The 24705-nt window shown below is 37.3% G+C and carries 28 protein-coding genes; 18 read left to right on the top strand and 10 right to left on the bottom strand.

Translation table 11 applies throughout. The features are described 5' to 3' along the window. Window positions 1-74: 74 nt before the first annotated feature. Genes ACSU6B_RS00465 through ACSU6B_RS00450 form a run of 4 tightly spaced genes read left to right on the top strand, consistent with a single transcriptional unit; the run spans window position 75 to window position 3537 of the window. Entirely contained in the window at window positions 75-899 is an 825-nt protein-coding gene (locus ACSU6B_RS00465; RefSeq protein WP_410881890.1) for an electron transfer flavoprotein subunit beta/FixA family protein, read from the top strand. Window positions 900-933: 34 nt separating this feature from the next. After that, a complete protein-coding gene (locus ACSU6B_RS00460) occupies window positions 934-1965 on the top strand; it encodes an electron transfer flavoprotein subunit alpha/FixB family protein (RefSeq protein ID WP_410881888.1) in 1032 nt (343 codons plus the stop codon). After that, on the top strand, window positions 1958-3253 hold the full coding sequence (locus tag ACSU6B_RS00455) for an FAD-dependent oxidoreductase (RefSeq protein ID WP_410881886.1): 1296 nt from the start codon (window positions 1958-1960) through the stop codon (window positions 3251-3253). Before ACSU6B_RS00460 ends, ACSU6B_RS00455 begins: the two co-directional genes overlap by 8 nt. Continuing rightward, a complete protein-coding gene (locus ACSU6B_RS00450; protein WP_168242623.1) occupies window positions 3253-3537 on the top strand; it encodes a ferredoxin family protein in 285 nt (94 codons plus the stop codon). The genes ACSU6B_RS00455 and ACSU6B_RS00450 overlap by 1 nt, the downstream gene beginning before the upstream one ends. Window positions 3538-3675: 138 nt before the next feature. On the opposite strand, the gene ACSU6B_RS00445 is transcribed toward ACSU6B_RS00450, so the two are convergent. Beyond that, window positions 3676-4023, bottom strand: a complete 348-nt coding sequence (locus ACSU6B_RS00445) for a hypothetical protein (protein WP_410881884.1) — start codon at window positions 4021-4023, stop codon at window positions 3676-3678. 214 nt (window positions 4024-4237) lie between these two features. Between ACSU6B_RS00445 and ACSU6B_RS00440 the strand changes: the two genes are divergently transcribed. Beyond that, the gene (locus tag ACSU6B_RS00440) at window positions 4238-4762 is read left to right on the top strand and encodes a hemerythrin domain-containing protein (protein ID WP_410881882.1); all 525 of its coding nucleotides are present in this window, start codon (window positions 4238-4240) and stop codon (window positions 4760-4762) included. Window positions 4763-4788: 26 nt separating this feature from the next. On the opposite strand, the gene ACSU6B_RS00435 is transcribed toward ACSU6B_RS00440, so the two are convergent. Then, entirely contained in the window at window positions 4789-6024 is a 1236-nt protein-coding gene (locus ACSU6B_RS00435; protein WP_410881880.1) for an MFS transporter, read from the bottom strand. Window positions 6025-6382: 358 nt separating this feature from the next. On the opposite strand from ACSU6B_RS00435, the gene ACSU6B_RS00430 reads away from it, so the two are divergent. Further along, a complete protein-coding gene (locus ACSU6B_RS00430) occupies window positions 6383-6823 on the top strand; it encodes a MarR family winged helix-turn-helix transcriptional regulator (RefSeq protein WP_410881878.1) in 441 nt (146 codons plus the stop codon). Between the two features lie 103 nt (window positions 6824-6926). Then, entirely contained in the window at window positions 6927-8621 is a 1695-nt protein-coding gene (locus tag ACSU6B_RS00425) for a M3 family oligoendopeptidase (protein ID WP_410881876.1), read from the top strand. 47 nt (window positions 8622-8668) lie between these two features. On the opposite strand, the gene ACSU6B_RS00420 is transcribed toward ACSU6B_RS00425, so the two are convergent. Continuing rightward, a complete protein-coding gene (locus ACSU6B_RS00420) occupies window positions 8669-10822 on the bottom strand; it encodes an ATP-dependent Clp protease ATP-binding subunit (protein ID WP_410881874.1) in 2154 nt (717 codons plus the stop codon). A gap of 192 nt (window positions 10823-11014) precedes the next feature. Between ACSU6B_RS00420 and ACSU6B_RS00415 the strand changes: the two genes are divergently transcribed. Next, complete coding sequence (locus tag ACSU6B_RS00415) at window positions 11015-12064, top strand: YkvI family membrane protein (protein WP_410881872.1); 1050 nt, start codon at window positions 11015-11017, stop codon at window positions 12062-12064. Window positions 12065-12096: 32 nt separating this feature from the next. Here ACSU6B_RS00415 and ACSU6B_RS00410 read toward each other — a convergent pair whose 3' ends face one another. Further along, complete coding sequence (locus tag ACSU6B_RS00410) at window positions 12097-12708, bottom strand: CPBP family intramembrane glutamic endopeptidase (RefSeq protein ID WP_410881870.1); 612 nt, start codon at window positions 12706-12708, stop codon at window positions 12097-12099. 144 nt (window positions 12709-12852) lie between these two features. Between ACSU6B_RS00410 and ACSU6B_RS00405 the strand changes: the two genes are divergently transcribed. Beyond that, window positions 12853-12972, top strand: coding sequence for a DUF6254 family protein (locus ACSU6B_RS00405; protein ID WP_251032950.1), 120 nt, complete (start codon window positions 12853-12855; stop codon window positions 12970-12972). 56 nt (window positions 12973-13028) lie between these two features. On the opposite strand, the gene ACSU6B_RS00400 is transcribed toward ACSU6B_RS00405, so the two are convergent. Further along, window positions 13029-13217, bottom strand: coding sequence for a YkvS family protein (locus ACSU6B_RS00400; protein WP_066252404.1), 189 nt, complete (start codon window positions 13215-13217; stop codon window positions 13029-13031). Window positions 13218-13465: 248 nt separating this feature from the next. Here ACSU6B_RS00400 and ACSU6B_RS00395 point away from each other — a divergent pair, with 248 nt between their 5' ends. The 9 genes from ACSU6B_RS00395 to ACSU6B_RS00355 all read left to right on the top strand — a co-directional run bounded on the left by ACSU6B_RS00395 (window position 13466) and on the right by ACSU6B_RS00355 (window position 20249). Next, window positions 13466-13660 carry a hypothetical protein gene (locus ACSU6B_RS00395; RefSeq protein WP_214714687.1) on the top strand — a complete coding sequence of 65 codons (195 nt, stop codon included), beginning with the start codon at window positions 13466-13468 and terminating at the stop codon, window positions 13658-13660. A gap of 384 nt (window positions 13661-14044) precedes the next feature. Then, window positions 14045-14311: a phosphocarrier protein HPr gene (locus ACSU6B_RS00390; RefSeq protein WP_088086214.1), complete on the top strand. Its 267-nt coding sequence runs from the start codon at window positions 14045-14047 to the stop codon at window positions 14309-14311. Continuing rightward, window positions 14311-16023, top strand: coding sequence for a phosphoenolpyruvate--protein phosphotransferase (ptsP, locus tag ACSU6B_RS00385; protein WP_410881867.1), 1713 nt, complete (start codon window positions 14311-14313; stop codon window positions 16021-16023). Before ACSU6B_RS00390 ends, ptsP begins: the two co-directional genes overlap by 1 nt. A gap of 229 nt (window positions 16024-16252) precedes the next feature. Then, window positions 16253-16399: a hypothetical protein gene (locus ACSU6B_RS00380; RefSeq protein WP_215001663.1), complete on the top strand. Its 147-nt coding sequence runs from the start codon at window positions 16253-16255 to the stop codon at window positions 16397-16399. 106 nt (window positions 16400-16505) lie between these two features. Next, complete coding sequence (locus ACSU6B_RS00375; RefSeq protein WP_410881865.1) at window positions 16506-17141, top strand: FMN-dependent NADH-azoreductase; 636 nt, start codon at window positions 16506-16508, stop codon at window positions 17139-17141. A gap of 466 nt (window positions 17142-17607) precedes the next feature. Then, a complete protein-coding gene (locus ACSU6B_RS00370) occupies window positions 17608-18393 on the top strand; it encodes an SDR family oxidoreductase (protein ID WP_410881863.1) in 786 nt (261 codons plus the stop codon). A gap of 81 nt (window positions 18394-18474) precedes the next feature. Then, on the top strand, window positions 18475-18948 hold the full coding sequence (locus ACSU6B_RS00365) for a hypothetical protein (RefSeq protein ID WP_215001668.1): 474 nt from the start codon (window positions 18475-18477) through the stop codon (window positions 18946-18948). A gap of 175 nt (window positions 18949-19123) precedes the next feature. Continuing rightward, complete coding sequence (locus ACSU6B_RS00360; protein ID WP_215001670.1) at window positions 19124-20002, top strand: NAD(P)-dependent oxidoreductase; 879 nt, start codon at window positions 19124-19126, stop codon at window positions 20000-20002. Window positions 20003-20069: 67 nt separating this feature from the next. Then, a complete protein-coding gene (locus ACSU6B_RS00355) occupies window positions 20070-20249 on the top strand; it encodes a hypothetical protein (RefSeq protein ID WP_168242639.1) in 180 nt (59 codons plus the stop codon). Window positions 20250-20295: 46 nt separating this feature from the next. Here ACSU6B_RS00355 and ACSU6B_RS00350 read toward each other — a convergent pair whose 3' ends face one another. The 5 genes from ACSU6B_RS00350 to ACSU6B_RS00330 all read right to left on the bottom strand — a co-directional run bounded on the left by ACSU6B_RS00350 (window position 20296) and on the right by ACSU6B_RS00330 (window position 24583). Continuing rightward, a complete protein-coding gene (locus tag ACSU6B_RS00350; RefSeq protein ID WP_410881860.1) occupies window positions 20296-21450 on the bottom strand; it encodes an aminotransferase A in 1155 nt (384 codons plus the stop codon). Window positions 21451-21607: 157 nt separating this feature from the next. Continuing rightward, window positions 21608-21808, bottom strand: coding sequence for a hypothetical protein (locus ACSU6B_RS00345; RefSeq protein WP_410881858.1), 201 nt, complete (start codon window positions 21806-21808; stop codon window positions 21608-21610). Between the two features lie 192 nt (window positions 21809-22000). Then, window positions 22001-22477, bottom strand: a complete 477-nt coding sequence (locus ACSU6B_RS00340) for a YkyB family protein (protein WP_410881856.1) — start codon at window positions 22475-22477, stop codon at window positions 22001-22003. Between the two features lie 223 nt (window positions 22478-22700). Continuing rightward, entirely contained in the window at window positions 22701-23573 is an 873-nt protein-coding gene (locus tag ACSU6B_RS00335; RefSeq protein ID WP_410881854.1) for a metallophosphoesterase, read from the bottom strand. A 164-nt stretch (window positions 23574-23737) separates the two neighbouring features. Continuing rightward, window positions 23738-24583, bottom strand: coding sequence for a C39 family peptidase (locus ACSU6B_RS00330; protein ID WP_410881852.1), 846 nt, complete (start codon window positions 24581-24583; stop codon window positions 23738-23740). Window positions 24584-24705: the final 122 nt, after the last annotated feature.

Raw genomic sequence — 24705 nt, 5'->3', positions numbered from 1 at the left:
TAAAAGCATTTTTAAACCATAGGGAGCAAACGCTTTCAATAATCTCAGATCATATGGAGGAGGGAAAGTCCTACATGCATATTGTCGTATGTGTCAAACAAGTACCAGATACAAAAATTATTAAAATTAATCCTAAAACCAACACACTCGACCGTCGCAGTGCACCAGCCATCTTGAACCCTTACGATGCCCATGCAGTTCAGGAGGCCGTAAAAATTAGGGAAATAACAGGAGGTACCATTTCCGTCTTATCAATGGGACCACCGCAAGCGACTGATATTATCAAGAAGAGTGTGGAAATAGGTGCTGATAAAGGATATTTAATTTCTGACCGTGCCTTTGCAGGGGCAGATACACTGGCAACTAGTTATGCGCTTTCGAAAGCTTTAGAAAAAATCAATAAGGAACACCCAGTTGACATGATTATTTGTGGTAAGCACGCGATTGATGGTGATACAGGACAAGTTGGACCTGGTATTGCAAGAAGAATGGATATCCCGCCAATAACTAATGTAATTGAAGTGTCTGAAGTCAATCAGAAAGAAAACACCGTACTTATTAAACGGAAATTAACCAATGGCTATGAATTGATTCAATCCAATCTTCCATGTTTATTGACGGTTGAAAAAGAAATTAATGACATCGATTATTCGCCAATGCCGAACATGATTAAAGCGGCAAGGTACGAACCAATTATTTGGGCAGTAAGTGACTTTGAAAATGTAGAACGGTCGCAACTAGGACTAAAAGGTTCACCAACCATTGTTGGAAAAATGTTTACGCCACCACGTCCAGAAGGCGGGAAAAGACTAGAGGGTACTAGTGATGAACAGGTTAACCAGTTAATGGCGTTGTTGATGGAGAAAAAGGACCTGTTAACATTCCAATCATCTAAATAAAAACGATTATCTTTTGTCATGGGGGGGAATATACATGAATCTAGACGATTATCGGGGAGTCTGGGTATTCATCGAACAAAACGATGGTAAAGTAGAAGGCGTTTCTCTAGAATTACTTGGTGCTGGAAGGAGGCTAGCGGATAAATTACAAGTTCCTTTAGCGGGCTTTTTACTAGGCAATGAAGTAAAAACTTTAGCAAATAAAATTATTTCTTATGGTGCAGATATCGTATACATGGTCGACCACCCTGTATTGAAGAATTACCGTACTGAATCATATATGAAGGGCGTAATGCTCCTCGCTGAAAAATATAAGCCAGAAATTATCCTTTATGGCGCAACACCAAACGGTAAAGATTTAGCTAGTGCCGTAGCAACAGATTTAAACACAGGATTAACTGCGGATACTACAATGCTTGATGTGGATGTTGATAATAGATTACTAGAAGCTAGCAGACCTGCCTTTGGCGGTAATATCATGGCGACAATCCTATGTAAAAAACATCGCCCGCAAATGGCAACCGTCAGACCAAAGGTAATGAAGGCACTAGAACCGGTATCAGGAAGAACAGGTAAGATTAATGAAGAAAAAATATCACTGCAAGAAGAAGACATGCGTACAAAAGTGTTACAAATTGTGAATGACGTAACAAAAAAGGCCAATCTAGCGGATGCACATGTAATCGTCTGTGGAGGAAAAGGAATGGGAGATGTGCAAAACTTCCAGCTCCTTTATGAATTTGCGGAAACAATTGGAGCGACTGTTGGAGGTACTCGTGATGTGGTTGAAGCAGGCTGGCTGCCACACCATCTTCAAGTTGGCCAAACTGGTGAAACAGTTACACCAAAAATTTATTTTGCTATAGCACTTTCTGGTGCAATTCAGCACGTTGTCGGTATGAAAAATTCGGATTTAATTATCGCTATAAACAAAAATCCAAATGCACCAATTTTTGATGTTGCCACATATGGAATCGTAGGAGATGCTATGGAAATTCTCCCAAAACTAATCGAACAATTTAAGCAGCTTAGAACTGAAAAAGGTGGTGAAATAAGCTATGCATGAAAAATTTGATGTGATTGTCGTTGGGGCAGGTCCAGCTGGAAGTGCATGTGCCCTCACATGTGCCAAAAATGGACTAAACGTTTTGCTTATTGAACGTGGAGAATACCCAGGAGCCAAAAACGTAATGGGCGGGGTATTGTACCGCAAACAAATGGAAGAATTAGTTCCTGAATTTTGGAAAGAAGCACCACTTGAGAGACCAGTCATTGAACAGCGCTTTTGGATGATGGATAAGGAATCGGTCGTTCAATTCGGCTATAAAGGTCTTGAATGGGGAATGGAACCATATAATAACTTTACAGTCCTTCGGGCTCAGTTTGACCAATGGTTTGCTAAAAAGGCAGTAGACGCCGGGGCATTACTTATTAATGAAACGGTAGTAACTGAATGTATCGTTGAAAATGGCAAGGTTGTCGGGGTTCGTACCGATCGTCCGAATGGAGAGGTATTTGCGGATGTCGTGGTGCTTGCAGACGGTGTTAACTCTCTTCTTTCAAAACAGTTAGGCTTTCATAAAGAATTTCGTCCAGATGAAGTAGCCTTAACAGTAATGGAAGTTGTTAATTTACCAAAAGAAAAAATAAATGACCGTTTTAATTTGGAAGATAACCAGGGTTGTACAATTGAAATCTTTGGTGATTCAACAAAGGGTAATCTTGGAACCGCTTTTGTTTACACGAATAAAGAGAGCTTGAATATCGGAGTTGGTACAACACTATCGAGCATGATAAAAGCGAAAATCAAGCCATATGAGCTTCTAGACTACTTAAAAACTCACCCCATGGTCAAGCCAATGCTTGCTGGTGGGGAATCTGCTGAGTATCTTGCTCATCTTATTCCTGAAGGTGGTTATCGTTCGGTACCGAAAGTAGCTGGTAATGGAGTTATAGTCGTCGGTGATGCAGCACAGCTAGTAAATGCCATTCATCGTGAAGGTTCGAACATGGCGATGTCATCAGGAAAGATGGCTGCTGAAGCCGTAGTTCAGGCACATAAAAGTGGGGACTTCAGTGAATCAAGCTTAAATAGCTACCGTGACGCGCTTAATAGTAGTTTCATAATGAAGGATTTAGAGAAGTACAAGGATGCGGCACATACGTTTGAGAAATACCCACAATACTTTAATGAATATGTTCCAATGATGAATAAAGCGATGAGCAAGTTCTTTACAGTTGATGGGACTCCAAAGCGTGAAAAACAAAAACAAATAATGAAGAGTGTAACTGCGGAAAGAGGAACAATTAGAGTATTGCAAGATATCTATCGTGCCTGGAAGGCGGTGAAATAATGTCAACGAAGAATATCGAGGAAAAACAGTATCTGCTCCGTTTTAAGTGTGATACAAAGTCCCATTTGACCGTGATGGATCATGACGTATGCATGACAAAATGTCCCGATAAAATTTGTACAGTATTTTGCCCAGCGGAGGTTTATAAGTGGGAAGGAACACGGATGCAGGTTGGCTATGAAGGATGCCATGAATGTGGAAGCTGCCGGATCGGCTGTCCATACCAGAACATTAAATGGGAATATCCAAAAGGCGGACACGGGATTGTATTCCGTTTAGCGTAAATTGGATATAAAAAAGGAGCTTTTTGCGATTTATGCAAACAGCTCCTTTATTTATGTAGATATTTTAATAATACTATATGTGGGTTATTTCACAAGTGATGGTAAAAAAGGTGAAGCAGAAGGTAAGTTTTTAGGGGGTTAGCTTATTTTCTCTAGTATGGTAGCTGAGGAAAGTTTATCGTTTTTGCTGGCTGTGACAAGCGAAGATGCAAATGAGTTCGCATGATCCATTAACTCCATACTCTGTGAGCAATAATATGGTTTTTTCCAATTGAAATCACCTTCACTATCGGCAGGATATATACTTACTTTCCAATGATAGTATATTTTTGACTGTGGGAGCTGCACCCCTTCTACGGCAATAAGCCAATGTGTCGAAGGTGAGTTAGGGTAGTATGCTCCGGATTCCTGTAAGGAAACTAGATCATTTACACCAATGGGTATTAATGCCTTTTGATAAAAGTCATGATAATTTGGGGTTTTCATATTTTTTTTCCCTCCCTTTTATGTTCTATCTCTATTATATGAAACATTTAAACTTTTTTTGTGTGATAAATGTTAAAATTTTAAAAAAAATTAACGAGTTTTCATGAAACTGACAAAAATTCATAACCTAATTGTAATTGTGACCTATGTCACTACATTAATTAATGGTTGATTTTATACTTGAAGCAATAGAATGAGATAGAGGTGATTGTTGATGAGTGGCTGTATGAGTGCTCTTGGTGGAATGCCCCAAGCTGAACTAAGTAAAGGACTTAAGCAATTAAAAAGTGAACATCCCCCGTTATTAGGACAATTAGAAGGATTGTATGATCTAACACAAAAAATTGATCAAGAAATAGATGTAGAAACTAACTTTGCTGCATTAATTACAAAAGTAAAAGAATTTAAAGCAGCATTGGACCCTCATTCAGAAAGAGAAGAAGGCGTTCTTTTTCCTATGATGGGTGTATATATCAGGACGACATCTGGACCAATAGCTGTTATGGAATATGACCATGACCAGGCAAAAGCAAATATTGGAGAATTTCTTGGAAAAGCAGAAAGTGGTCTTATATCTACGGAAGAAACGAAAAAAACAGCTGAACTAATTCAAAATGCCTACTTTATCTTAACAGAGCATTTCTCCAAAGAGGAAAATGTTTTGTTCCCAATGGCTGAAAGAATGCTTACAGAAGAGGAAAAGGAAGAATTATACCGAAAAATCCAAGACATAAAATAAAGGATGGGCTTCTGGCCCATCCTATTTTACTTTTGATTCCATTCTTTAACCTTTTGGTCAGTTGGAAGGAGAAACGCAATTAAGCCTAGAATCGGAAGTACACCGAGCCATGTAATCATCGACTGTAATCCAATCCAGTCTGCAATATAACCAAGTCCTACAGAACCAATTGCACCCATTCCAAACGCAAGTCCTACTGTTAAACCAGACATCATCCCAATTTTCCCCGGGACTAATTCCTGTGCATATACTACCGTTACAGAAAAACTAGTCATTAAAATAAACCCAGTAAGTATTAAGAAAATAAATGCCAACGTTGGTGGTACCTGTGGAATTAAAATTGAAAAAGGAATCGTTGCTAACATTGAAAAGGAAATGATTGTTTTTTTACCAAAACGATCTGAAAGAGGACCTCCAAAAAAAGTACCGACGGCACCGGAAACTAAAAAAGCGAACAGGAATAATTGTGATTGCTTAATCGTAAGGGCATATTCTTTTATCGAATAAAAGGTATAAAAGTTGGTAATTCCAGAAGAATACCAAGTCCTTGCAAAAATTAATAATAAAATCAATGCTAAGGTATTTTTTACCTCTTTAGTTATTGCTACATTGTTAGATGAGCTAGATTTCTTTTTCTTTAGTATATTTGGGGAAGCTATCAACCTGTGATTATACCAATTTGCAATATAAATTAATAAAATCACAGCTAGTGCTGCCACAATCGTAAACCAGGATGCACCAATCTGCCCTAAAGGAACCAATATTAGTGCAGTTATCAGTGGAGCCAATGCTTGACCCGTGTTTCCACCGACCTGATAAATCGACTGTGCCAGCCCGCGTCGATTTCCTGCAGCCATATACGCAACCCGGGAACCTTCCGGGTGAAATACTGCTGAACCAAGACCGATGAAAAGGACTGACAAGACAATTAGTCCAAAGTTTGAAGCAAACCCTAATCCAAGAATACCGACTAACGTGAAAGTAAGTCCGATCGGCAGTGCGAAAGGCATTGGTTTCTTGTCAGTTATGTAGCCGACCATTGGCTGCAAAACTGATGAGACCATATTTAGAGAAAAAGCAATGATTCCAAGCTGGGTAAAACTTAGCCCCATTGATTTTTCTAAAATAGGGAACATGGCTGGCACCACAGCTTGAATTGCATCATTCAATAAATGGCACAATCCAATAATAAAAAGAATTTTAAACATGGTTGATTCAGAAGACTTTGGAGCCTTTGCAGGTAAAACAGCTTGTGAACTCATAATGATCCCTTCTTTATTAAAATTCTAAATTTTTTTATAACCATATTTTACTACCGAACCATAAAAATAAGAAATATTTTATTTATAATTAATTTTATAGTCTCTGTCTAACTTGGCCGTTGATTTCCGCTCCAATCAACGTAGGCTTTAAATCAACAATGACCTTTATCAAAGCCATTTAATAAAAAAATTCCTATCATGCATCAATTCCCCTTGGATACGAAATATTCCTGATTTTTTTAGGGTGAATTGACATTTCTTAAAAATTTTTTTATAATAATCTTGAAATCAAGATATTTTATTCATATTGATACCTCAAAGTAAGTCTAATTTATAAACCTAAAAGGATGAGTTTTTTATGGAAAATAATTCAACTGCTAATTCATTAAAGCTTTTTATAGTCCTTTCAAGAGCGTATAAAGCAATTAACGAGCATGTAAATAAAGTGATCCAGGCCAGTGGGTTAAATCCTACTGAATTTGCAGTTTTGGAGCTACTTTACCATAAAGGTGACCAGCCAATGCAGCAAATAGGCGGGAAAATATTACTTGCAAGTGGAAGCATTACTTACGTGGTCGACAAGCTCGAACAAAAAGGGATGTTAAAAAGAATTGCCTGTCCGAAGGACCGACGAGTCACATTTGCACAAATAACTGAAGATGGGAAAAAGTTTATTCAGGATATTTTTCCTGAACATGCTGAGCAAATTGATAACCTCATGTCATCACTGACTGAAACTGAAAAACTGGAAGCAATTGACCTGTTGAAAAAACTAGGGTTGCCTGCTGGTAAGTTCTAATACGGCCATTGGGTCGTATTTTTTTTGTTGTTAGGAATGTTAGTCGATAGTATATAATAAAATAGATTGGAATAATAGCAAAGTATAAAAAGGGGATGGTTCAATGGGGTTTGAGAACTATACATACATACGTCCGGATTTAAATGAGGTAACAGAAAAATTTCATTTGGCACTTGAGAGCCTAAAAAATGCAGAATCAGTTGAAGAGCAAAGCAGGGTCATGAATGAGATTAATAAGCTAAGAAATGATCTAGGTACGATGTTCAACCTTTGTTATATTCGTCATTCTATTGATACAAATGATGAGTTTTATAAGGATGAACAAGATTTTATGGATGAAATCCAGCCTGAAGTGGAAGGGTTAGTAACTAAGTATTATCAAGTGCTTGTAAATTCTAAGTTCCGTCCTGAATTAGAAGAGAAATGGGGAAAGCAGCTATTTGCCCTGGCTGAAGGACAACTTAAAACATTTAAACCTGAAATTGTGCCCTTACTTCAGAAGGAAAATCGCCTATCAACGGAATATACGAAGCTAATGGCCTCGGCAAAGATAGAATTCGAAGGGGAAGAGAGAACATTAGCACAATTAGAACCATTCGCGCAGTCGACTGACAGAAAAATGAGAAAACGAGCCAATGAAGCGAAATTTGGTTTTATGGTTGAACATGAAGCTGAGTTTGATCGAATTTATGATGATCTGGTGAAAGTAAGGACAGAAATTGCCGAATCACTTGGATTTAATAACTTTGTTGAACTTGGTTATTACAGAATGATGAGAACAGATTATAATGCTGAGATGGTTGCCAATTTCCGTAGTCAAGTACAGGATTTCATTGTTCCGATTCTGACAAAATTAAAAGTACGTCAACAAGAAAGAATTGGACTGGATAAATTAAAGTACTATGATGAAAGCTTTAATTTTCAAACTGGTAATGCCACTCCAAAAGGTACTCCGGAATGGATCATAGAAAATGGACAAAAAATGTATGAAGATCTTTCAGAAGATACGGGGGCATTTTTTCGCTATATGCAAGATAATCATTTGATGGATCTTGTTGCCAAGAAGGGTAAGGCCGGCGGAGGCTACTGTACGTTTATAGAGAATTATAAAGCACCTTTCATTTTTTCTAATTTCAACGGAACGTCCGGGGATATTGATGTCCTGACACATGAGGCAGGTCATGCTTTCCAAGTATATTCAAGCCGTCATTTTGAGATTCCCGAATATGCATGGCCAACCTATGAAGCCTGTGAAATTCATTCGATGAGTATGGAATTTTTCACATGGCCATGGATGGACTTGTTCTTTAAGGAAGACACTGATAAATACAAGTTTTCTCATTTAAGTGATGCCCTATTATTCTTGCCATATGGGGTTTCGGTTGATGAATTTCAACATTGGGTCTATGAAAACCCAGAAGCTACTCCAAAAGAGCGTAAGCTCCAGTGGCGTGAGATTGAGAAAAAATATTTGCCGCATAAAGATTATGACGGAAATGAATACCTAGAGAATGGCGGCTTCTGGCAGCGCCAAGGGCATATCTATAATTCGCCATTTTACTATATTGATTATACGCTCGCCCAAATTTGTGCTTTCCAATTCTGGAAGCGTTCAAGAGAGAATCAAGATGAAGCTTGGGCAGATTATGTTAAGCTTTGTAAGCTAGGCGGGAGTATGTCATTCACAAAGTTAGTCGAGGCAGCAAATCTAATCTCTCCTTTTGAAGTTGGTTGTGTAGAGTCAGTTGTGGGTGTAATTGATGATTGGTTAAAATCTGTGGATGATAAAAATCTATAGTTAAATGAAAAAAGCGAAGCCGTTCAAGAAATGGCTTCGCTTTTGACCTATTTAAGAGAAGTTACTTTAGAAACTACTTTGAGTTGATTATCTTCAACAACGGCAGATAATTTTTTAGTATCTGGCTCCTCTAAGATAAAATCAGCAATTTTATCTTCAAGTTCTTCTTGGATTACGCGGCGGAGCGGGCGTGCCCCAAATGCGGGGTGGTACCCAAGCATAGCTAGTTTTTCTTTTGCTTCAGTTGTAATGGTTAATTCAATCTTTTGCTCAGTAAGTGTTTCTTGTAATTCACTAATCATTAAATCGACAATATAGAGGATATGCTCTTTACCGAGTGAATTGAATTCAATAATACTATCGAAACGATTCAAGAATTCTGGCTTAAAGAAGCCGCCTAACGAGTCAAGTATACTTGCTTCTTCGATCGCCGCTGTTGTACCAAATCCAACATGAACTGTCCTGTGGCCCACACCAGCATTGCTTGTCATAATGATAACAGTATCCTTAAAGCTGACAATTCTTCCTTGACTGTCTGTGAGTCGGCCATCTTCAAGAATTTGCAGGAACAGATGCTGGACATCTGGATGTGCTTTTTCAATTTCATCTAATAAGATAATGCTATATGGATTTCTCCTCACTTTTTCGGTTAGCTGTCCTGCCTCTTCATGACCTACATAGCCAGGAGGTGAGCCGATTAATTTGGAGACGCTGTGTTTTTCCATGTATTCGCTCATATCAAGACGGATCATCGAATCCTTAGAACCAAATAATTCCTCAGCAAGCGTTTTGGTTAACTCTGTTTTTCCCACGCCGGTTGGTCCAACAAATAAAAAGGAACCAATTGGGCGATGCTTTGATTTTAACCCGGCCCGACTACGTCTAATCGCTTTAGAAACTTTATTTACTGCCTTTTCCTGGCCAATAACCTTTTGGTTAAGATTTTCTTCTAATGCCTTCATTTTTAGCTGCTCATCTTGTTGCAGCTTTCCAACAGGTATCCCTGTTTTTTGTTCGATGATTTCTTGTATAAGCCCTACATCAACGATGGGTCTTTCAGAGCTTGATATGAAATGTAAAGACTTTTCAAGGTTTGTTTCTTCATCGCGAAGGGAAGCTGCCCTTTCATACTGCTCATTTTTAAGTGCTTCTTCCTTCTCAGCACCAATCTCTTTTAGACGTATTTCAATTTGTTCATTGCTCTTATAATCCGAAACTAGGTTTAATTTCGAACCAGCTTCATCAAGCAAATCGATGGCTTTGTCAGGTAAAAAGCGGTCTTGAATATAGCGCTGAGACAATTGAACACAGGCAAGGATTGCTTCATCAGAATAGACGACTTCATGATAATCCTCATACTTCTTTTGTATCCCTTTTAATATATCAATCGCAGCTTCTGCAGTCGGTTCAAGTACATGAACTGGTTGGAAGCGCCGTTCCAGAGCAGAATCTTTTTCGATTTGGCGATATTCTTTTAAGGTGGTTGCACCAACCACCTGAAGTTCTCCACGAGCAAGGGCTGGCTTTAAAATGTTGCCGGCATCCATAGAGCCTTCAGCAGAGCCAGCACCTATTAGCAGATGAATCTCATCGATGAAAAGGATTATATTTTTCCGCTCCTGTAATTCGGAAATGACTTGCTTCATTCTTTCCTCAAATTGGCCACGGATTCCTGTATTGGCAACAAGGGAAGCGACGTCAAGCAAATATACCTCTTTACCCCGTAACTTACCTGGGACATCTCCTTCAGCAATTTTCTGGGCAAGACCTTCAGCAATTGCTGTCTTCCCGACCCCTGGTTCACCAATTAATACCGGATTATTCTTATTTCGTCTGTTTAGTATTTCAATGACACGCTTTACTTCTCCATCGCGGCCGATGACAGGATCTATCAACCCCGCTTTTGCCATTTGGGTTAAATTACGTCCGAATTGGTCAATAAAGCCACCTTTTCCGGTTTTTCTTCCTGTTTGTTGTGTAGGTTGAATGCTATCATCCTTATCATGAGATGCGTTATTCATGAACAGATTTTCAAATGGGAAGCTTGGATAAGAATTCATCTTTGGACCAAAACTTGCACCTAAAGTTTGCTTTTCTTTTGTATAACATTCGTGACAGAGTTTGATTTCCTTACGTTGTCCGTTAATAATCATATTTAATTGAATGTTCGCATGGTTTTCATTACATTGTTGACAAAGCATAAGCAAATTACCTCCTTGTAAAGATTCATATTTTCACTTTGACTTTGACTATATTTGACCTTATGACGATAGTATACTCTGACCTTTTTTGACTTTCAAGAAATTTGTTTTTGGTAATGCTTGCTATTTCAGGAAAAAAGCTCGTCTTTGTTTGTCCTTATCATCATATATTGATTATAAGGAGGAGATGATGTGAAAAGGGATTGGACTCAAGCATTTCAGATTGCGGCGGTCTATGTAGGCACTGTAGTAGGCGCTGGATTCGCCACGGGAAAAGAAATCGTTGAATTTTTTTCGCGGTTTGGTTTCTTTGGCTTAATAAGTATTTTGATGAGCGGATATCTCTTTATTTCATTGGGTTCAAAATTAATGAGAATGGCTGCACTTATAGATGCAAAATCTTATCAAGAGTTTAATGAGTACTTGTTTGGCAAATGGCCTGGTCGTGTCATTAACGTCTTTATGCTATTTATGCTTCTTGGTGTTAGTGCTGTGATGCTTTCAGGGGCTGGGGCTATTTTTGAGGAACAGTTAAGTCTTCCCAAAGCAGTCGGTGTTTTCCTGACAATTTTTTTATCCTTTTTAGTCATGCTAGTTGGTACAAAAGGTCTTTTTGCTGTCAACACGTTTGTTGTCCCGGTAATGATCACATTCAGCATAATTTTAATGTTCTATTCCATTCAAATGCCCAACTTCCTCAATCAATTATTATTTATTCCTCATTCCGACGATGGCTGGAAAAGTGTGATTGCACCATTTTCATATGTGGCATTGAATCTGGGGCTAGCACAAGCCGTTTTAGTACCGATTGCAACAGAGGTAAAGGATGATTGGACAATCAAATGGGGAGGGATTCTTGGGGGGGCTGCTTTAACAGTGATATTGATTGCTGGTCATTTCACTTTAATCATGCTTCCTAATTTGGAACAGTATAATATTCCAATGGCAATTATTATGAAAAACTTAGCCCCTTTTTTTTATTGGATTTTTGTTCTCGTTATTTATGGAGAGATTTTTACTTCTGTAATTGGAAATGTCTTTGGACTGGACCGACAATTGAAGCAATATTTGCCCATTCCGACAATTGTGTCGGTTACGCTTATTTTTATTGTTTCCTACCTGATTAGTCTTGTGAATTACGGTACGTTGCTATCCTATTTGTATCCATTGTTTGGTTACATTTGCATGATTTTTTTTATTTTACTATGGATGAAACCATTTACACCAAGTATAAGAAAATAGAAAAGCAAGTGTCTGCTAGACACTCTGCTTTTCTAATTAAAAGGCAAAATAATAAAAATCAAAAGGTCAAAAATGATATGAGAAACAATAACCAAGGGCATACTCTTTTTAAAAAAATAAAGATATCCCCACACAAAACCAGAAATAAAGGCAGCGAGAACTAATAAAAATGAGCCCGAATAAATATGGACGGAAGCGTACAGAATTGATGCAGACAAAATACTTACAACCGGATTTAAGTATTTCGAGAGTCTTTTTTGGATAAATCCACGCCAGAAAAGTTCTTCGCCAGGTGCCGCAACTAAAACAAGTGCAAGGTACTGCCAAAATAAGGATGGGGCATACCAGTTATAGAGATTTTTAATGCTTGTATCAATTGGCAGCTGAAGTATCTCCATTCCCCGTATACCAGCCCGAAAAACAAAATATAATAAGACACCGGATATTGATCCAAGTAGGATAAATTGAATAAATGATACTTCATCATCCACCTCCTCTTGAAAGGTTGAGTATGCGATGAGTACCAGAACTGATCCTGAAAATATATACCAAAAGATCGCTCTATCATGAAATGAAAAAAATAAAAGAACGTGAGCAATAATAAAACCAATAAGTATGCGAGGGTCTTGGAAGAATTTTTTCATTATCGCGATCTCCTTTTCGAAACAATAAAATATATTTTATCAAATTAGTTTTTCAAATGGAAATCATTACATCACCCCTTTTCCCATTTATATTGTTTAGAACACCAAGAAAAGAAAAAAATAATAAGGAAGGGAGTGAAAGGGATGAGCAAATCAAGGAGTGAACAAGAACGAGAATGGACAGTTAGGAAACAAGATCAAAATCCTCATGGGAAAGTCAAAAGTTTAAAGCAGTTATCAAAGGAAGCAGGAAAAGGCGAATAGCGGTTTAAAAAAAAAAGGCAGCCATGGTTAGACTGCCTTTTCTATAATTCTATTAATTAATAAGCGCTTTCTTTTACAACCTTATAGTTTTTGTGATTAACAACAGTTCGTTGATCCAATTCTAAATCACGATAATTGTCCATAAATGTTAGGTCGACTATGACAGAATTTTCATTTACCTTTTCAACGATCCCCTTTAGACCACCGCGGAATTCTATGATATTTCCTACTTCTGCTTTTCTCATTTTAGTCTCTCTCCTTTACCCCAAAAAACTATAATAAAATCCAGTTAAATAACAGTTTGCACTACTTTATTCATTTCGTAAAGGCTTTTATTTGACAATTATGTTAATTCTTTATAAACATTTTAATAATATGCGAAAAAAGGTCATAAAAGAATCGGAAACGCTTTCAAAAGTTATCGTAAGTTTCGAAAATTGGCTTAATAAAAGTCATATACGTTAATATAAACAGGTAAAGGTGGTGCAACAGAATGAAGGAAGAAATGATCACTGAAATCTTGGATCGACTAATGACTGGTGAACTTTCAGAGTATTTTGTAACAAATGATGATTTCATGGAATTTCGACAGGTACTTGTAAAAAGAAAAGATTTTAAGCATTTCCGCGGAATTGGTCAGAGGGGAGGCGATGTTTTGTATCAATATCTAAAAGAACCAAGAAGCTAATCGCTATTATTACCAGGAACTCTCCATATAGAAATGTTGAAATAATCAAAAGCTGTCGAAGGTGACAGATTTTATTGTTTTTTCTTGGGGGAATGTGATAGTTTATGAATGTTTTTGACAGAATTGTGACAAATGATATAAAATTGATTTTACAGTTGTTTGATAAAGTGGAAAGTGCTATTCTATCAATTGAATAAACAAAAAACATTATCATGCGAGTGTAAATTCATTACATATTTGTTTTCCTTTTGGAAAAAATAAGTGAAAAAGATTTGAATTTAACTCTTTAGCCAATTAATGATTTAGTTGACTAAATGATGAGAAATGTTTATTTTTAATGAAGCAAGTTTATATTTTTATATATATTAAAGGAGTTTGATGATCATGTCAGAAAAGCAATTTAAGGTAATCGCAGAAACAGGGATACATGCAAGACCAGCAACTTTATTAGTACAAACGGCTAGCCGATTTGATTCTGAGATTCATTTAGAATATAAAGGTAAAAAAGTTAATTTAAAATCAATTATGGGTGTTATGTCTCTAGGTGTTGGCCAAGGTGCAGATATTACGATTTCTGCAGAAGGAAACGATGCAAACGATGCTTTAAATAGCCTTGAAGAAACATTGAAAAAAGAAGGATTGGCTGAATAATGACTTTTTTACATGGGATCGCAGCATCAAACGGTATCGCAATTGCGAAGGCATACCGTCTGGTTGAACCAGATTTATCTTTTGAACAAAAAACAATTGACGATGCTGCTGTAGAGGTTGACCGTTTTCGACAGGCAATGGAAAAATCTAAAGCAGAACTCGAAGCAATTCGTGACCGTGCCAAAGTTGACTTGGGTGCGGATAAAGCAGCAATTTTTGAAGCACATTTACTTGTCCTAAGTGATCCTGAATTAAATACACCAATTGAAGAAAAAATTCAGTCTGATAAAGTGAATGCTGAGTCTGCTTTAAAGGAAACGGCAGATATGTTCATTATGATGTTTGAACAAATGGATAATGAATATATGAAAGAACGTGCAGCAGATATTCGTGATGTAACGAAACGTGTATTAGCCCATTTATTAAGTGTTCAACTGGTTAATCCAAGCATGATTGCTGAGGAAGTTATCATTGTCGCAGAGGACTTAACACCTTCGGATACAGCACAATTAAACAGACAATATGTCTTAGGATTTACAACAAATATTGGTGGACGTACCTCACATTCAGCAATTATGGCTCGCTCTATGGAAATTCCAGCAGTAGTTGGAACAAAAACGGCTACTGAGGAAATCAATAATGGGGATCTAGTTATTGTTGACGGTTTAAAAGGTGAAGTACATATAAATCCTACTCCAGAACTTGTTGAACAATACCGTAAAGTTCATGATGAGTATGAAGTACAAAAAGCTGAATGGGCCAAGCTTGTTAACGAACCAACGATAACGAATGATGATCATCATGTAGAATTGGTCGCCAATATAGGTACTCCCAAGGATTTAAAGGGAGTAATTGAAAATGGCGGGGAAGGTGTAGGTCTTTACAGGACCGAGTTCCTATATATGGGAAGAGACCAGCTTCCAACAGAGGAAGAACAGTTTGAGTCCTATAAAGCCGTTTTAGAAGGATTAAAAGGAAAACCTGTTGTAGTTCGTACCTTGGATATTGGCGGGGATAAAGAACTACCATATTTGGATTTACCAAAGGAAATGAATCCATTCTTAGGCTTCCGGGCCATTCGATTATGTTTAGAAGAGCAGGATATATTCCGCACCCAGCTTAGAGCCTTGTTACGGGCAAGTAACTATGGGAATTTAAAAATCATGTTCCCGATGATTGCAACTCTGGATGAATTCCGTGCGGCAAAAACGATTCTTGAAGAAGAAAAGCAAAAGCTTCTTGCTGAAGGTCAAAAGGTTTCCGATGAAATTGAACTTGGAATAATGGTCGAAATTCCTTCAACTGCTATCTTAGCTGATCAATTTGCAAAAGAAGTAGACTTCTTTAGTATTGGAACAAATGATTTGATTCAATATACGATGGCTGCAGACCGCATGAACCAACGTGTTTCATACCTATATCAGCCCTATAGCCCATCCATTTTACGATTAGTAAAAATGGTTATTGATGCAGCACATGCAGAAGGAAAATGGACAGGTATGTGTGGGGAAATGGCAGGAGATGAAACGGCTATTCCGGTTCTTTTAGGTCTTGGGCTTGATGAATTTTCTATGAGTGCAACTTCAATTTTAAAAGCTCGCTCACAAATCAGGAATTTGAAAAAATCTGATATGGAGAAGCTTGCTCAACAAGTTTTAAATATGCAAACAACTGCTCAGGTTATTGAAGCAGTAAATGCTGCTACAAAGTAAATACAAAACTCAAAAAAGACCGGCTGATGATTAGCCGGTCTTTTTCTGTCGTTCATTTATTTTTTGATTTTTCACAGTATTGTCTTTTTAATTATGGATTTTTGAGTATAATAATAAGTAATACATAGTACCTATTTTTTGACCAGTACTTTAGGATGATAGATGGACAGGAATAGGCAAGTGTTTTATTGGACATGGTAAATTTAAAATGGTGGAGGTGAATGGAAGTATGGAACAAAAACCTGTACATTTTGATGGAAGTTCACTACTAGGTCAAGCAACCAATGAGGCATTGGTTAATGAACCATTCCAGTTGACTGATGAAATGAGAATTAACATTGGTCACAACCCTTACTCTCTTGATACAAATGAATAAATGATGCATGAAAAGGATTTGTCTTCGGGCAAATCCTTTTTGATTATTTTCTCTTATTTTAACTAATAATATTATTGTCTTTATTTAAAAGAAAGGTGGAGGTTAAATGGTACGTGTTTTGTATATCACGGCACATCCTCACAATGAAACACAGTCCTATAGTATGGCGGTAGGTAAGGAATTTATTGATAGCTATAAACAAATCAATTCCAGCGATGAGGTAATTCATCTTGATTTGTATAAAGAACATATACCTCACATTGATGCAGATGTGTTTAGCGGCTGGGGAAAACTTCGTTCTGGTCAAAGCTTTGATGAATTAACAGCGGAAGAAAAGCAAAAGGTTGGCCGGCTTAACGAGTTAAGTGAGCAGTTTGTTAGTGCGGATAAATATGTGTTTGTCACGCCTTTATGGAATTTCTCATTTCCGCCAATTATGAAGGCATATCTTGATTCTGTAGCAGTTGCGGGAAAGACATTTAAATATACGGAACAGGGACCCATAGGTCTTTTGACGGATAAAAAAGCATTGCATATTCAAGCTCGGGGTGGATTTTACTCAGAGGGGCCTGCAGCACAGATGGAAATGGGACACCGATATATCAGTGTGATGATGAGTTTCTTTGGAGTTCCATCCCTAGAGGGGTTGTTTGTGGAAGGACATAATGCAATGCCTGACAAGGCTGAAGAAATAAAAGAAAATGCGATTGCACGTGCAAGGGATTTTGCACATACATTCTAAATACTTACTTAAGTATAGGTAAAGAGACAGATTAAATCTGTCTCTCAGGCTGTCGAGAAACTTTCGACAGCCTCTTATTTTCTACAATAACTTTAACCATTCACCGCGTTAATTTATTATAATATTATTAATATATAGGCTTTGCAACATGTCTGTTGATTTGCGCTCCTGGCACTTCGCTTTCCGCGGGCGTGCCGGGGAGCCTCCTCGGCGCTAGCGCCTGCGGGGTCTCCCCAGCCCCGTCCTCCCGCAGGAGTCTGCGTGCCTTCCGCGGAAATCAACAGGCCCATTAGCAGGTACAATGAATAATTAAATGCTGAGAAAATAAAAAATTGCCGAGAAAAATACCCTTTCTCGACAATCTGAGGCAGATTAAATCTGTCTCTTTTTGTATGAATTTTGCCAAGTATTCCCTCAATTTATCCTGTATACTAAAAATATATTTATGAAGGAGGAATTCTAAACAATGGAGTTGAATTTAACTGGTAAAACAGCTTTGGTGGTTGCTTCCAGCCAGGGCTTAGGGTTTGCAATAGCTGAACGATTAGTAAGAGAGGGAGCAAATGTTATGATTTCTGGCCGGGAAGAGGAAAAGCTGAAACAAAAAGCAAGTCAGCTTGAATCTCTTGGTATGGGAAAAGTAGCCTACCAAAAAACTGATATAACTAATTTAAATGACATTAACCGGCTGGTAAAAGTAACAGCAGAATCGTTTCAAAGAATTGATATACTAGTTAATAATGCTGGAGGGCCTCCTGCAGGGGCGTTTGAGGAGTTAACAGATGAGGAATGGCAGATGTCCTTTGAATTGAATTTATTATCATATGTTCGAATGATCCGAGCTTCTTTGCCCTATTTAAAAGAGCAGGGCGGGAAAATTTTGAACATCGCCTCTACTTCGATTAAAGAACCAATTCCAGGCTTAATACTCTCGAATACCTTTCGGACGGGAATAGTTGGACTAGCAAAAACTCTTGCTTTAGAACTGGCTCAATATAATATTCTTATTAATACCATTGCTCCTGGCCGGATTGCAACTGACCGCGTCAATCATTTAGATCAAGTAAGTGCAGATAAACTTGGAGTCGATCGGGAAGCTATCGCATTGCAAGTAAAGGAAGGAATTCCATTAAAGAGATACGGAACACCAGAGGAATTTGCAAATGTTGCAGCTTTCCTATTATCTGATGCTAATTCCTATATGACAGGCAGTTCATTTTTAGTAGATGGAGGGATGATCAAAGCGATATAATAACTTTCCTATATTAACCTTTCTTTACGTTTATTACCGATGTATTTTGGCTATGGTAAAAATATTAAGGGAGTGTTATAGATGCTGAAAAATATTCGATTCATTACTGTATTGATCCTAATAGTATGCAGTTCTTCTCTGCTAAGCGGCTGTAATTTGCTTTTTTCCAATGAATTAATTGTAAACCGCTATGCCGACGCCTTGTTAACAAAAAATAATGAACTTCAATTCCGTTTTCGAATTAACAATGAAATATTAGCAGGGCAACAATTATATAAGGTGAAAGTTACTATTCACGATGACAAATTAGCTTCTGCAATCGGTAAACGAGAAATAGTGTACGGAGAAGATCAAGTGTTGAACGGTGAATATTTAGAAGTAAAAGGAAAAGGTGAGAAATATATTTTTATGGATCCGTTGCCCCTAAGAGAAGATTTACATATTCTTGACCTTAAAAACATGATTGAAAAGGATAATGCTGTTTCGATTGAAGTATTTAATAATCAAGAAGTATTCGGTCGTGCCTATTTAACAAATTTTTCTTCAGAGTTATAAAAAGTGATTATGTTCTCGTTTGAAAGGACAAAATATATTTGTGCATAACTTTGGAGATGGAGCACGAAGACCGGAGCGACTGGGACGTTCCGGTTTTTTTATGCATAATTTTTTATCAAACAAAATTTTAATGCTAAAATATATAAGGAAAATTCCAAAGAAAGGGAAGATTATTTTGCTTACTCCAGAAAATACGGTAATTGGATTTATTGGCACAGGTGTAATGGGAAAAAGTATGGCAGGACATTTATTAAAGGCGGGCTACTCTGCAGTTGTTTATTCAAGGACAAAGGAAAAAGCACAAGACCTATTGGATAAAGGCGCAGACTGGGCCGCAACGCCGAAAGAGGTAGCTGAAAAAGCATCTATAACTTTCACTATGGTCGGCTATCCAACCGATGTGGAGGAAATATATTTCGGCGAAAATGGCTTAATTCAAAATGGAACATCTGGAAGCTATCTTATCGATATGACAACCTCTTCTCCGTCACTTGCCATTAAAATTTATGAACAGGCTAAAAGGAAAGGAATTCAGGCGATTGATGCACCTGTTTCTGGTGGAGATGTAGGTGCAAAGGAAGCTAAGCTCTCCATCATGGCTGGCGGTGAAAGTGAAGCGTTTGAAGAGGTTCGTCCTATATTGGAGTTGCTTGGAACTAACGTGGTCTACCAAGGCAAACCAGGTGCTGGCCAGCATACAAAAATGTGCAATCAAATTGCAATTGCTTCAAACATGATGGGTGTTTGTGAAGCAATTATATATGCTGAAAAAGCTGGGCTAGATCCAGAAAATGTCCTGAAAAGTATTACAACTGGAGCTGCTGGAAGCTGGTCTCTTAGCAATCTTGCACCAAGAATGTTAGCCGGAAATTTTGAACCTGGTTTTTACATAAAGCATTTTATAAAGGATATGAAAATAGCGATAAATGAAGCTGAACGAATGGGAATGGAAGTACCAGGTCTCTCATTAGCTAAATCTTTATACGACCAATTAGCCGAAATGGGAGAAGAAAATAGCGGCACACATGCGCTTTATAAATATTGGAAGAACTAATAGTTGAATAAATTCCTCCTATTTTCTTGAAACTATAAGAGAAACCTTGAATTAGGAGGAATTGTTAATGGCTAAAAGGACAAAAAAGAACGACGCGAAACAAAAAAACAAAAAGGGGTTTGATTCTGCAGTAGCGAACGAAGAATTCGCCAATGAATTCGGATCAGCTGCAGCAAATCAAGCACATAAAGAAAAGGCTAAAAAAGAAAAGGCTCCTAAAAACAATGGGAAATATAAAGGCCAATAATTTTTAAAATTAATACCCTCACATTAAATGTGAGGGTAAAATTCGTTTATTTCCAATTTCGTAAATATTGTTCCAGCCGATTTAGGCCAAGTTCTAATAATTGCATAGAACAAGCAAACGATAACCGGAAATAGCCTTCTCCATATTCAGAAAAAGCACTGCCTGGTACGACGGCCACTTTTGTTTCTTGAACAAGCTTAAGGGCAAAATCAAAGCTGCTTAATGCGATGGTATCAGGAATTTTCACAAAGAAATAAAACGCTCCATCCGGTTTGACGGCATCAAGTCCCATAGCAGATAATCGCTTGAAAACATAATCCCTTCTTTTTAAATATTCCTTTTTCATCATAAGCGCATCATCAATACCTGTTGTAACGGCCGCCAAAGCTGCCTTCTGCGCAATCGAAGTGGCACAAGATATATTATATTGATGGACTTTTAAAATATGTTTGGTGATACCTTCAGGTGCAAATAAAAAGCCAATTCTCCATCCTGTCATTGAGTGGGACTTGGATAACCCATTTATTACGATGGTTTGTTCTTTTAGAAAGGAAGCAATCGATTGATGTGGCTGATCATAAGTAAGTTCGCTGTATATTTCATCAGCAAGGATAAAGATATCTTTATTCTTAATATATTCTGCTATTTCTCTTAGCTCTGACTCTGAGAGACTGACTCCAGTCGGGTTCGAAGGGTATGGGAGTACAATGCAGCGAGTTTTCTCGGTAATAAATGGTTTGATCATTTCTAATGTAAAGCGAAACTGGTTTCGCCGAATATCGACATGCACTGGAGTTGCCCCCATCATTCGAATAATTGGTTCATAGCCTGGATAAATTGGACCAGGTAATATGACCTCGGAACCTTCTATTAAAATAGACCGAAAAGCAATATCAATTGCCTCGCTTGCCCCTGCAGTAACAATCACTTCTGATTCAGGCTTATAATGCAAGCCATATTTTTTTTCTACAAAATTGCACGCCGCTTCCCTTAATTCAATCGTCCCTGCATTATGTGTATAGGAAGTAAAGTTTTGTTCAATTGCTGCAATAGCTGCATTTTTTACATGTTCTGGGGTCGGGAAATCAGGTTGTCCAATTGTAAATGAAATCAGGTCATCAACATGCGCAACCATATTAAAAAACTTTCTAATTCCCGAGATTTCTATATCTTTTACTCGTTGATTAATTAAATGCTCCAATATTGTCCATCCTTCCGACTGGGTTTAATCTGTTATGAATATAATGATTATAGACTATTTTTAGCTAAAGTTACCACCATGTAGAAATAAAAAACGATCTGAGTTTTTCTCAAATCGTTTTTTGGGGAAGGGGAGTTGTAATTCAAATTAAAGTGTTTTAATAACCGTAGTCCCAGTCAACTTCGTCCTCGTGCCAAAAAACTGGTGACACAAAACCAAAATTAACTATTTTATTTTCGAGCTTGCAATTACATTTCTCGCAGCCACATTGCTCTTTAATTTCTTCATAAATAGAATGATCAACATCTTCAATAAATGTAACATTTTGTTCCTGAAAAAGAATCGCTGTTCCTTTCATTTCTCAAGCACCTCTTTTGAAATTATAATCAACTTAAGACTATTTGACTTATAACTGTATTGTAAATCCACATTTATTAACAGTCTATATAATAGTGATATTGTTCACAAAATCATCACGAAGCATTAGCAAAAGTAATCCAGATTTATAAATCAAAAAAAGCCAAGCTTGAGCTGGCTTTTTCAGTTCTTTTTAGGAGTATCTTTCTCCTAATTTTTTAAAAATAGGCTTTTGGTAAGTTTTGCTCTTTTTATGATTGCTTGGGGGTTGATCTAGTTCTGAGATTCCAGTATATAGTTGAAGTAATGCTTTTGCTGAATTAAGTGAGAGTGCTGCCTTTGGATTTCGTACCCGTTCATCTAATTTCCCAAAATGAGGTAGTTCGAGAAAATCTGATTTAGTTGGAGGAATATGAAATGTGTATCTTCCACATTCAACAAGCACATCTGACTGCTGCTGACTATTACGCGGATTTCCAGAAAAATGAAGACCAACTTTTTTTGCCTTGCCTTCTTCAATCAATTTTTTTAATGTTTCTTGTTTCAATTTGTACAATAATTTGGGATTTGTAGCCGTTTTTGCATGGCGATTCACAATAAAGATAGCTTGAGCGAGGTTTTCGATGGTTAGATTTAGATTTATTAGGGGGCCTTTCTGATCATAATTCAAAATATGTTCTCCCTTCAGTTATATAAAACATCTATATTATACCCTTTTTTTTAAGAAATAGGAATAAAACAGTGCGTCTTTTTGGCTATTATGATAAGAAAATTATAAAAATTCTTCTAATCTTACGAATAAAAGAGAATTTAGGCTGTTAACCTAATCCTACACTATAAAAAGAATAAAAAGAAACTTTATAATCATTATGTTCGAAAGGTTTTTTCGTTTTCTACTTTTCTGATTTTAGAGTAAAGACAGTTAATTCAGGTTTTGACATAAAGCGAAAAGGGAGACGTGTTGTTCCAATTCCTCTATTTACATATAGTGAGAGGGGATTATGCTCGCCGATTGAATAAAGACCCTCTGGATATATTTTTCCAAAGGGAGGAGTCACAAGAGCCCCCAAAAATGGGATTTTAATCTGTCCTCCATGGCTATGACCACTTAGCTGCCATTGGACTGGATACAATGAAGCTGTTTCTGCAAGATCGGGTGCATGGGATAATAATATTTTAAACGAATTTTTAGGCACATTTTTTAAAGTCAAAGATATATTAGGATTCCCTAGCATCGCATCATCAATCCCAAGCAGATAGATTATGCTTCCATCACTTAATTTAATTGGTGCTGAATCATTCAAAAGTACGGAAAAACCAGTCGTTTCCATAATATTCCGGTAAATATCAGAGCCATAGCCGCCATGATCATGATTACCAAAAATGCAGTATTTTCCAAGCGGAGCCTGTAATTTCTTCAAAATAGGCATCAGTTTATTAATTTCTGTATATTGGTTTGGCTCGTCCATTAAATCTCCAGTAAATAAAATAATGTCTGGCTTAAGACTATTAATTTTATTAACTAATTGATTAAATTGATGAAGATTATATTGAAAACCAAGGTGGGTATCACTAAATTGAATCATTTTTATTCCATCAAAGCTGTTAGGGATTAGTGGATGTTTTATTTGAAGTTTTTGAATATCGAGTAATGAGGGTTCAATTCGATTAGCATAAAGATAACCTCCCGAACTTAATCCGAGAACGGTAAGAAATGAACCCAGTGTTCGTTTTAGAAAGGTTCTCCTCGTCTGATTTTTAGCCATTTTTTCAACCAACCTATCTTTTATTCACCTTCTATAAAAAGAAGGGTCCCTTTGTATTTTCTTCAAAAACTTTCGATAATGCAAGTGAAAAGGTCCTTGGTATGTTCTTATTCAAAAAAAATTAAAACATGCATAAAAAGCAGCCAACAATGTGGCTGCTTTTCCTACTTATAGCTTACGGCACGGCTTTTTAATGCTTTCCAAGATGAAATAAATTGTTGTTTACCTACTCTTACTTGTTTTTTTCCAGAAAGTGGATCGTTTAAATAGACATATTTCGTGTCATAGCCAACTAAAACGACAGCATGTAAATCAAGTGGTGTTTTAATGTATTGTTTCCCGTGATACCAGCCCTCCCAACGGTCTGGAAGACGGTAATCCCCGGTTGTCCATACAACCACTGGATACCCTGCAGAAACATGCTCTAAGACCCTGTCAAATGGCATATTTGTTAAATTAATGGCTCTTCCAGGGAGCTTTTGGTTGATTAGGGCAATCATCGGTTGGTCAAATACTGCATACCCTGCTCTTCTGCCTGTCATATCCCCAACAAAACCATCTGCTGGGTTTCCCCAACGTACTATATCTCCCTTTGGAGATCTAATAAGCGGGTCTACATCCTTCCGTATAGACCGGTATAGATCCATTTTACTTGTTTTAACGCCTGCAAAATTTAGCACCATTGCTAGGCTTGTGACTTCACAGCCGTATCTAAGTTCAGGGTTTTGCTTAATTAATACCACATTTAGCATAGCAGAATTCTTTTTGGGAGTAGTGCTAACTGAATCACTCTTATTGACTTCATTTTTTCCATAAATCACTTGTTGATTAAGTTCTTTTATTGTATATCGGTTATTTTCAAAATCGACAGATAATCTGGATTGAGTATTCTCTTTCACGGATATCGTGGAAAGAGGCTGTTTACTTTCTGTCCTGGAATGTGTATCAGCATTAAAGTGGCTGCATCCCAGCATGGGAAGGATCGAGGCTAATAAGCAAAGTTTTTTCAAAACTTATCCTCCTTATAGAACAGCGTAGGTATAGGATATGATTGTTTATAAGCGACTATAATGGTATCCTTTTGGAAAAGAACGAGAATCCGTCGTTTTGCGTATGGTATAATGAGAAAAAA

This window comes from Neobacillus sp. C211 (assembly GCF_051842875.1).
Taxonomy (GTDB): Bacteria; Bacillota; Bacilli; order Bacillales; family Cytobacillaceae; genus Neobacillus.
The sequence above is the reverse complement of the archived record's forward strand: the minus strand, read 5'-3'. Positions and strand labels throughout refer to the sequence as shown.